The sequence below is a fragment of the Sulfurovum sp. bin170 genome (assembly GCF_010892395.1).
GTDB lineage: Bacteria > Campylobacterota > Campylobacteria > Campylobacterales > Sulfurovaceae > UBA1140.
Window position 1 is genome coordinate 1 of the sequence record NZ_JAACKB010000357.1, and the last position, 10403, is coordinate 10403.

The window sequence follows — 10403 nt, forward strand, 5'->3', positions numbered from 1 at the left end:
ATAAGACTATTCAGTCCACTGATAAATTACCCCATTATCCTTTTAAGTTAAATAGTGAAACTGAAGATAGTTCAAGCAGTTTTGAAATTGTATTTTTTATTGATGAAATAAAATATAGATATGGCTTTGAAATTGATAATACAACAGTTTATTCTGAATGGCTATTTGCTGATGAAAAAGGTAAAGAAGCCAAATTATTTTATAGGGATATAGATAAAGATCTTTATGTTAATGAAAAAAAATTTCAAGAAGGGTTACAATTAAAAAAATCAGGATTACAATTAAAAAAAATAAAGAATCAACTCTTTATTTGGAAATGTGATTCTGCTGGTGGAGAAGTATCTCAAAGTATTTTGAAATGGTTTAAAAGATTAAACTTGATTGATGGAGTAGATCATGACCAATATATTGATTATGCTATGGAACAGATGGATAATCATGTATCAAAACAGAATCTTATAAATTTAGTGAAAACAGCGGATATAGGTATTGAAAACTTAACTGTAGTAAAAGAAGATGTTTCTAAAGATGCTATTGAAAAAATGCTTTTACCTGAAGAGTTAAAACAATGGATGCTTAAAGATGGAAATATTAAAGATATATCTTTGAAAACGCATCATAAGAAATATGATGAAAATAATAATGAAATTGGAATTACTACTTTTGAATTAAATAAAGAAGAGTCAAAAGGAACACAAAAATTCTTTAAAATCTCAGCTCCTATTTTAAATACATTAAAAGAAGGAAAGATATTAATTATTGATGAATTAGATGCTAGTCTACATCCAATGTTAACTAAACATCTTATCAAGCTGTTCCATAATAAAGAGGTTAATTCTAAAAATGCTCAGTTGATTTTTGCAACTCATGATACAAATTTATTGCATCACTCTATTTTTAGACGAGATCAAATTTGGTTGACTGAAAAAGATTTATATGGAGCAACAAATTTATATTCATTAGCTGAATTTAAGAATGTAAGAAAAGAAGAAGATTTTGAAAAGTATTATATTCAAGGGAAATATGGAGCTGTTCCTTATCTTAATGATTTTAGGTTTGAAGATATTTAAATATGGGACGACGAAAAGCTAAAAATCGAATAGATAATACTGAAACTGAACTTCGACCAATAGATTTTAAAAGAGATACGAATAATAGAAGAACTATTCCTGATATTATTATTTCATGTGAAGATGAAGCTTCTTCGCCCACCTATTTACGACAAATAGTTTCACTATTAATTAAAACTAAAATTATTACTCAAGATTCTTTTGTGATTGCTCAACATAAACATACAAATCCTTTTGGTGTTTTAACTGATTTAAAAAAATATGAAGATGAGAATAAAAAGAAATATAGTAATTTTGAGCATAAATGGATAGTAATTGATAGAGATGTTGAAATTATCAAGAAAAAAGCAAAAACAGAAAAGAAACAGGGTTATAAGAAAAATGGACATACAAAAGAGGACTTTGAAAAAGCATTCAATAATGCAAAGAGTAAAATAAAAAAATATCATATAGAAGTCGCATATATAAATGATTCATTTGAATTATGGTATCTTCTTCATTTTAATTATAGAGACACAGCTATTATCAGAGATGAAATTCCTAAAGTAGTAATTGAAAATTTAAAAAAGCGTAATTTTAACAAGTTTAAAAACTTAACTGAAAAAACTATGAAGTCTGAAGAAAATACTAAAAAGATTTATAATGAATTAGAATCTCTACAAAAGAATGCTATTAGAAATGCAGAAACACTATTAGCTTCTTATGGAAATACACATAACCCTGAAAAAGATAATCCATCAACTAACTTTCATGTTTTAGTAAAATTATTAAATAGCTTAGGTAAAGATGATGTACTTTTAGAAATAGTAAACAAACTAAGAGAAATTGATATGATGAAGTTCTCAGAGTTGACTATTAATAATATTATGGAATTTCATAATCAGCAGAAAATTAAAGATAAGTTTCGTCTAAAAGAAATTAATTTTGATAAAACAATTGATTTGATAAAAGTATTACATCTCTTAAAATAAGGAATAACTGTCCAGTCTTCATCACTATATAACTCGCTCCACCTCGTCGCATCCTCTCCTGAGGTACGATGTATAATATCTTAAAAACTCTTAATTGGGTTCCCAAGCCTCAAAACCTCTGGAAATAGTCTCTTATAAACCTCACAATATGGAGACTTTCCACTACAAAAGCTATTAACAACCGCACACCCCCCACCACACCAATATCTCCACTGACACTCTTTGCACTCATCTATCTCATCCACACTAGGATTTTTTAGACTATTAGAGCTATTTTGTATATCTGCTAAAATAGAGTCTGAATTAACATCAGATACAGGTTGGTTCATGGTCATTGGACATTGAGAAATGTTTCCATCGGTATCAAATATTATATAGTTCTGCCCGACGCTACAGCTTCGCAGATGAGGTTCGGCTAGATTTGTCATATCTAGTAGAGAGTTTAGTAGTGACTGTTTTGGGGGATTTTTCTCTATGATTTTAAAAGCTTTTAGCATACCATCTATGATTTTTTGCGTATCTATTGGCTCTTTTCCCTTATAGAAGTTGATAGAGAACTGTAGCTCTTTTTCTAAAATCCACTCTAAAAGTTCAGGAAGTCCATCTACAGTTTCACTCTGTATAGTTATGGTGATAGATGGTTTGACTCCATTAGCAATAGCTGACTCAATATTTTTCATGACCAGAGTTGAGGACTCTTCTCCATTCTTATATACTCTTTGTGACCCACTGATACTATCCAAGGAGATTACCAATTGTACTCCACTATTTTTTATCCACTCTAACACCTCTTGATTGAGCATAGTACCATTTGTTAAAAGTGAAGCTATTATCTCTATATCTGAATCTATTGCATATTGATGTAGAGCTTTTAGTGTGTTGAAGTTTTGCAGGGGTTCTCCACCTGCGTATTTGAGTTTTAGTTTTTTTATCCCATTATCTTTGGCTGTTCTAACCAATGAATCTATAATCTTTTTCCCCATACCGATAGATAGTGATTTAGGCTCATGAGGCAAAAAGCAGTAGCTACATCGTAGATTACAGCTATCTGTTAGGTGAATCCATGCTGTTAATCTGTCAATTTTTCCAAAGACATTGTCCATACAAGCATCACACTGTCTTACAATATCATCTACACTCTCTATCTTGGAATCGGAGACTTTAGTCACGAACAGTGCGAGGCTAAAGCCATCGGTTCCTAGTTCATCCAAAAGTGGAGTTTTCATTTTAGTCACCCTCTACCTTTCCATCTCTCCAAAATGATAATATATGCAGAGTCTCTGGATACATTTCACCTATCCTATTCTCTTCCCAATATCTACAAAGCCCACTGCCTATATCTCTAATTCTATCCGATGAGATACTATTTTGTTGAAATATTCTATCCAAATCTACCAATTGACTATAGATGCTATAGGGTTCACTCTCTCCATGTTTTTTGAAGTTCAAAAATGACTCCATATAGTACTCCAACAGAGTCTCTACTACAGCCCCTTTGAGTAGTAGTATATCACCCAATTTTTTGGAGATAATCGCTTCAATAAGATAGTAGTTTGAGTCAGGATACTCTCTTTTAAACTTCTCATACTCCTCTTTTATCTTATCTTCATTATCAAACGATTTAGTTTCTATCAAAATAAGAAGTTGTAGATAGATTGAAAAGAGCATATATTCAGGATTTGGATGGAACTCATGAATCTTTATCGCCTTGGCTATATGCTCTTTTGCATCCTCAAATCTATCTTCAATAGTAGCGATATAACCCTTCTCAAACTCCAAACGGACATCAAGTGAACTAACATCTATATATATATCAACAGCATACTCCAAATCCTCTTTTGCATCATCTAGCCTATTTGCGTGGATATTTGCTGTAGCCCTCTCAACAAATGCTCTTTTTGAGAAATCTTTATCACCTTTTTGGATAAAAATATCTATCGCCTTATTATAATATGTGATAGCCTCTTGGTAGTATCCATATTTGAGATGTATCTCCCCATAGACCTCATACAACGCACCCAAACCTATCTTGAACTCCAACTTCTCCCATATCTTTTGAGCCACTTTGGCTAGTTTGGTGGCTGATTTGATAATCCCTTTTTGAGCATAAGCAAATGCCAAGTTGTTGTGTATCCACCCTTTTAATATCTGAGACTCTCTATCCTCATGATACCCCTCAACCAACTGATTTGCCTGTAGATAGTGGGTAATAGCTCTTGATAATTTTCCATTACATCTATATGCCCAACCTAACATATTGAGTGATTTTGCCTCCAAATGAGTGTTTTTCTCCTCTTTGCTAATGGCGATTGCCCTTTTGGATGCCTCTATCGCCTCCTCAAACTTACCAATTCTAATCTTGGCATTTACCAAAGAGATAATCAGATTGACTCTGCTCTCAGCACTCAAATCGGTACTATACTCTCTGCTCATTAACTGATAGGTCTTATCATATTTACCATCTTTGATATGGTAGTGTGCAATATGTATAATAACACTACTCTTTAGCTCTCTGGAGTTAATTTGGTCGATATAGCTCTCTATAATACCGATTAGAGGTTTAATATATTTAAACAGCAGACCAATATTAAACTCCTCTTCAAATATCTCTATAAAATACTCTGTCCCCATCTCAACATCTCGATGAAGCTTCAATCTCAACAATCGCTGTTTAATAAAGGCTTTTTGGCTCAAACTATAAGAGTCCTCTTCAAGTTCCCTCTCCAAAACATATATACTTCTGTCTATGAATCGCTCTCTCTTTGGAAAAGTTCCCTCTCTTTGTATATGGAGTTCTAAGAGTCTTGAAATCTCATCATGTAGCCCCACTTCACTGTTGTCTATATTTTTAAATAGTACAGAGTTTTTGGAGTACTCAAAGAGACTATCCCTCTCATCTCTCTCCAAATCCAATATCTTCTCTATCTCCAATCTACTAGCCTGTTTAACAAGCGATAGGAGCAAAATATACTCATCTATCCTATTTTCAGCCCTAATAATATCAGAGATTAATCCATCTTCAAACCTCTTCTCTAGGCTCTCTTTTTCGTGTCTATTGGCAAACAGAATATCATCCACACTATAGCTATCTAGCCACTCTATAGACTCTTCGATACCTATTCTATCAATCGCCAAATCTATCAAAATAGGTTTTCCACGACTCAATATCGCGATTTTCTCCTCTGTTTGAGGTTTAACACAGATGCTACTATTGATTCTCTTTTTTTTGATATAAGATTTTATCTCATACTCATTGAATTTTTTTAGTTTCAGTTGAGAGATAGACTCTTTTGGCAATATATTAATTAATCTGTCAAGATTCTCACTCCTCCCAGCTATCAAAAACAGTATGTTCTCAAACTGCTCAAAAAGATTTTTGAGATATGGGATAGCCTTTAGGTCTAGCTTATCTAGCGTATCAAAAACGATAGTTACCCGCTGATTTTTCGTAAACCGATTAAACTCCTCCACAAAGACTCTATTTAGCGTCTTGTTATGCTCTTTTAGAGTCAAATCACTAATATCCAACTCTTTTTGGAACTTCTCATAATCCTTTTTGAGTCTAAAAAAGTTAATAAAATTCTCACCATCCATAAGCTCTTTTGCAATATGAGTAATGATGCTCCCTTGAATCTGAAAATAGTTATTGTCAAAATCTATAATCTTACAAATCTTATAGAGAATTCCAAATTTGCTATAGACCTCCTCTAGTAGTCTGGTCTTACCAATCCCACCAATACCTCTTACTGCTATTAACTTCTTCTCTTCACTACCCTGAAGATAGCGTTCAATAGTCTCTAGCTCTTTAACTCTACCTATAAACTCTACTCTGTTAAATGGATTCATTATCTATCCCTCTCACTCCATATTCTTAACTTATATTTAAATTTATCTAAAATTTTATTAATTTTAACTAAATTAGTATTAATATGATTATATTTGTGATTTGACCCCTCTTATCGATAAATAGCTAAAGCTTCAACAACTTGTGTAGAAGTATCCCCTCAAAATTTTGCCTAGAGTCTATTATCATCATAATATAGACTGTATCGTCTCCAACCTTGTAGATTATTCTCCAAGGAGTGGCGATAACTTCTCTATAAATTGTTATCCCCTCCCTTTGAAGCTCAGGCACCACTCTCCCTTTTAGTGGAAAGAAGTTGGATGATTTAGCTTTTTCTCGAATCTTTTTATAGACATCTTTCGCAACAATGGGGCTATCTTTTTTGATATACTCAACTATACTCAAAAGGTCATCTTTGGCACTCTTAGTCCATTTCAATTTATAAATTTTACACATCTATTTTAATAACTCATCAACTGAAGCAAACACATCCTCTTCGTCCAATAGATTACCGTTTCTTATATCCTGTTCTGCAAAAGAGAGTAATTTTAGCATAGTAATAGCATTTTTCATATCTTGATAGCTCTTGGGGTCTTGTAGAACAGCTTTAGGTTCACCATTTTGTGTAATAATCATAGGTCTTCGTGTCTCATTTATCTGTTTTAGCACATCAGATGCTCGATTTTTGAGATATGTTATAGGTCTTATATCATTAATTATCTGCATGTTAACTCCTATCGGTTTTAATATGATACCATATTTAGACTTATTATACAAAGAGATAGATAGCCGTATTTGTGATAACTTTACTCGCACCACCTCGTCGCATCCTCTCCTATCCATCTTCCTTTAATTTTTCAATCTCTTCAACGCTCAAACCTGTAATCAAAGCGATGGTATCTATATCTATATTTTGCTTTAGAGATGTTTTGGCTATCTCAATCTTCTCTTCTTTTTTTCCCTCTTCTCTTCCCTCTTTTTTTCCTCTCTTCTCACCTATCTCTTCCCCCTCAACTTTTGCCGTATATAGAAGAGAAGCCTTATACATCCTATTCTGTTCTCTTCTCTCATAGACTGCTCTTGCTCTGTCCCCAAGTTTCATCACATTCAAAGTCTCTTTGGCTTCATCTAGCCCTTTAGCTTTGAACTTATCTTTTATCTCCTCATTTTTGAGAAAATATATCCACTCATCCAAGCTATTTTTTGCAATATCATTAAATTTATCAACACGAATAACAAAATACTCTGGGTAAATTTCATAGACTCTATCTATTAGGAATTTGTTTTTTTGATTTTGTGATGGATCCAGTATCTCTTCATTATCATGAAACCCCCTAAATTCAGTTCTCCCATGATAGATATAGTCTCTACCTTGACCCAACTCAAAATAGACAATATTGACAGAATAGACCTTTTTGACCTCGACATAACCATCACCTTTTTTGATATATTCTGTAATCAATTTAGAAGAACCATAAAGCATTCGGTTGAAATAGTCGATTTGACTGCTGTGTTGTACCTCAATCAGAATCAACTCACCACTCTCATTTTTTGTTAACAAATCAACTCTATTAAATTTGTCATCTTCCGTCTCTTGGTTGGCTTCACTCTCCAAAATTTCTTGAATCTTTACATCAAATTTTAGAAGTTCTGTTAAAAACCCTTCCAAGATTCCAAAGTTTGCTTTTTGACGCAAAATCTTCTTCATCGCCCAGTCAAAACTTACCAGTTTTCTTGACATTTGCAGACTCCTTTTTTCTGATTATATCATAAAAAATAGTGGGTTATCATATCGACCAACTTATAGCCATTTTGAACTCGCTCCCATCGCTCCTGCGTGGGAGTGTATATGAGCATTATGGAGTTTTTAAACAGTTTGTGACTCTCGTTATGCGTCTCCCACCGAGGACGGATGGGAACGAGCGATTCTCGTATGCATCCCCACTAAGGATGGATGGGGACGAGTAATTATATTTGTGACACTAAAGTTAATAGTTTATTAGTTATACTACGAAAAATTTTTAAAAAGAGAAAAGAGATGACAAAATCAGGATTTATAGCTGTTGTTGGGCGACCAAACTCGGGGAAATCTACACTACTCAATCACCTAATAGGTGAAAAACTTGCAATGGTATCAAAAAAAGCACAGGCTACTAGAAAACGGATGAATATTATTGTGATGCATGGTGAGCATCAGTTAATTTTTGTGGATACTCCAGGGATTCATAGAAAAGAGCGATTGATTAATGAGTTTATGCTAGAAGAGGCACTAAAAGCTATGGGCGATAGTGATTTGATTCTATTTTTGGCTCCTGTGACTGATAAGCTTGATGAGTATGAGAAGTTTTTGGCTCTAAATGAGTCGAAACGGGCAAAACATATAATTATACTGACCAAAATAGACCATGTACGACAAGAGAAGATACTAGAAAAACTTGGACAGTATCAGAGGTATCAGGATAGGTTTGAGGCTATTATTCCATTTTCTGTTAACAAAAAAGTTGGCAAAAAGGCACTTTTGGATGAGGTGGTAAAGTATCTACCAGAGTCACCAGCACTCTTTGATACGGATATAATGACTACAGATAATATTCGTGATATATACAAAGAGCTTATCCGTGAATCGGTGTTTGAGAATCTATCTGATGAGATACCTTATGAGTCTGATGTGACTATTGAGAAGATAGATGAAGGTGACCTTATGGACAGAGTTTATGCTACTATAGTAGTGGAAAAAGAGACCCAAAAGGGCATTATTGTGGGAAACAAAGGTGAGGGGATAAAACGCGTGGGACGACTTGCTAGAAAACAACTTGAACTCTTTTCACAGAAAAAAATTTACCTAGATTTACATGTCTCTGTAAAGAAAGGTTGGAGCAAAAGCAGAGGTAGTTTGGAGGAGCAGGGGTACATTTTTTAACTCAATTTAACTCTATCACTACAATTTCTTAAAAAATATTCTAATCTAACACTAGATGTTAAACTTAATATACTTTTTTAAGAATATATCTCCTTAAACTAATCTTACAAGCCACAATTAATATCATTATTAATATAATAACTATTAATAAGATTATAAGGGATGGTAAATTAAACAATTATGTCAACAGAAATTATAGACCCTAGAATAAAAAAATTTAAAAAAATTATTACAGTTGATCCCTACACTCATACAGACTATGAATATAGAGAACAGGTTCTAAAACCTATAGAGAAACTATCACTAGATAACAAAAATTTTGTAATTTCATATATTAGAAACAGAGATATGATAATCGCGTCATTTGATATTGGATATGGTGTGGATGAGGCTGAACTTGATGATATGCTCTATATGAAAGCGTATGATGAGTTGGGTCTTGACCCTGAAAAAGAGTATACTATAAGTCATCAAAAGGCGGACAGTGATGAGAGTAGTGGAGTATATAATCTCTTTATTACTGAACCTGAAGTCATTGAGGAAAACACCGCCTATGTACTAGAGAAGACAAGCTATATCGACCTTCTCATTCCTGCACCTCTTCTCTATAAAACACTCTATACAAGTGAGACCTTAGATAGTAGCGAGTCACATTGTTATATATACTTTACAATGGATGATGCTTTTGTTACGATATATAAAAATGGAGAGTTTTTATACTCTAAATCTTTGGAGTATTCACTCACTCAGATATATGAAAAATATTGTGCAATGATTGGTGAAAAAGTTGATAAAAAAGAGTTTTTTGAGATATTGGAATCAGAAGGTCTAAAAGCCACAGACTCTGACTATCAGCAGAATTTAATGAAGATGTTTGGGGAGATATTTTTACAGATAAATGATATTATTATCTATACAAAAAGAGCTTATGGTATAGATGTGATACAGAAACTATTTTTAGGCTCTATCAAAAGTCCTATCATAGGTCTTGGTGATTATGGATATAACTATCTGGGAATTCCTACATTTAACTTGGATTTTAACTTTGGTATGAAAAATGATGAGTGGTATGTTGACCAATTCCAATATATGATGGTTCAATCTGGACTAGACTATATCCAAAATCCAAGAAAGGTGATGAATCTTACCACAGTACCAAGACCACCTGTTTTTAGCAAAAGAGCAAGTGGTCAATTTATTATCAGTGCTACTCTATCATCACTTCTTGCACTGGGTGTACCAATATTTTATCTGGTGCAGTCCTATTTGATTGATGCTCATATATTACAACTATCTAGTGAAAATGCCAACTACTCTAAGATAACAGCAAAATATAAGAAGATACTAAAAGAGAAGAGAGATATAATAAAAGAGAATAAAAAAGAGTTAGCTAAAATCAATAATATCTTTGATGGAAAAGCCAAAACTCTAACCTCTATATATAATAAAAAAGTTGACTATAGACTGAAATCTGGTCTACTAAATAAGTTTGCTCATGACCTTATAGAGTATGAGGTTAAGTTAGAGAAGATAAGTAGTGATGAGGATAATTTTACACTATCTGTTGTTAGTGATGATGATAAAAAAATAACAAAATA

General features: G+C 33.0%; 9 protein-coding genes. 4 read left to right on the top strand and 5 right to left on the bottom strand.

All coding sequences use genetic code 11. The annotated features are described in order from the left end of the window. Positions 1-1070 (top strand): ATP/GTP-binding protein (locus tag GSY74_RS08480; protein ID WP_164664674.1); only part of this gene is annotated, 1070 nt, incomplete at its 5' end. A 2-nt stretch (positions 1071-1072) separates the two neighbouring features. Further along, positions 1073-2041 (top strand): RloB family protein, encoded by a 969-nt coding sequence (locus GSY74_RS08485; protein WP_164664675.1) that lies wholly within the window; start codon positions 1073-1075, stop codon positions 2039-2041. An 80-nt stretch (positions 2042-2121) separates the two neighbouring features. Here GSY74_RS08485 and GSY74_RS08490 read toward each other — a convergent pair whose 3' ends face one another. From GSY74_RS08490 to GSY74_RS08510, 5 genes are all read right to left on the bottom strand, one after another. Further along, positions 2122-3267, bottom strand: a complete 1146-nt coding sequence (locus tag GSY74_RS08490; protein WP_164664676.1) for a radical SAM/SPASM domain-containing protein — start codon at positions 3265-3267, stop codon at positions 2122-2124. A 1-nt stretch (position 3268) separates the two neighbouring features. Beyond that, positions 3269-5887: a tetratricopeptide repeat protein gene (locus tag GSY74_RS08495; RefSeq protein ID WP_164664677.1), complete on the bottom strand. Its 2619-nt coding sequence runs from the start codon at positions 5885-5887 to the stop codon at positions 3269-3271. 124 nt (positions 5888-6011) lie between these two features. Then, positions 6012-6341: a type II toxin-antitoxin system RelE/ParE family toxin gene (locus GSY74_RS08500; protein WP_164664678.1), complete on the bottom strand. Its 330-nt coding sequence runs from the start codon at positions 6339-6341 to the stop codon at positions 6012-6014. Further along, entirely contained in the window at positions 6342-6611 is a 270-nt protein-coding gene (locus GSY74_RS08505) for a type II toxin-antitoxin system Phd/YefM family antitoxin (RefSeq protein WP_164664679.1), read from the bottom strand. Positions 6612-6720: 109 nt separating this feature from the next. Continuing rightward, positions 6721-7626, bottom strand: a complete 906-nt coding sequence (locus tag GSY74_RS08510) for an Rpn family recombination-promoting nuclease/putative transposase (protein WP_164664680.1) — start codon at positions 7624-7626, stop codon at positions 6721-6723. A gap of 297 nt (positions 7627-7923) precedes the next feature. On the opposite strand from GSY74_RS08510, the gene era reads away from it, so the two are divergent. Together era and GSY74_RS08520 are read left to right on the top strand one after the other, a co-directional pair. Further along, positions 7924-8805, top strand: coding sequence for a GTPase Era (gene era, locus GSY74_RS08515; RefSeq protein WP_164664681.1), 882 nt, complete (start codon positions 7924-7926; stop codon positions 8803-8805). Between the two features lie 180 nt (positions 8806-8985). Continuing rightward, positions 8986-10403, top strand: a 1418-nt coding sequence (locus GSY74_RS08520) for a hypothetical protein (protein ID WP_164664682.1), incomplete at its 3' end; no start/stop codon positions are given.

Coding starts and splice junctions, on each gene's coding strand:
- GSY74_RS08510 (WP_164664680.1), bottom strand. CDS start 7,626: ATGTCAAGAAAACTGGTAAGTTTTGACTGGGCGATGAAGAAGATTTTG.
- era (WP_164664681.1), top strand. CDS start 7,924: ATGACAAAATCAGGATTTATAGCTGTTGTTGGGCGACCAAACTCGGGG.
- GSY74_RS08485 (WP_164664675.1), top strand. CDS start 1,073: ATGGGACGACGAAAAGCTAAAAATCGAATAGATAATACTGAAACTGAA.
- GSY74_RS08505 (WP_164664679.1), bottom strand. CDS start 6,611: ATGCAGATAATTAATGATATAAGACCTATAACATATCTCAAAAATCGA.
- GSY74_RS08495 (WP_164664677.1), bottom strand. CDS start 5,887: ATGAATCCATTTAACAGAGTAGAGTTTATAGGTAGAGTTAAAGAGCTA.
- GSY74_RS08500 (WP_164664678.1), bottom strand. CDS start 6,341: ATGTGTAAAATTTATAAATTGAAATGGACTAAGAGTGCCAAAGATGAC.
- GSY74_RS08490 (WP_164664676.1), bottom strand. CDS start 3,267: ATGAAAACTCCACTTTTGGATGAACTAGGAACCGATGGCTTTAGCCTC.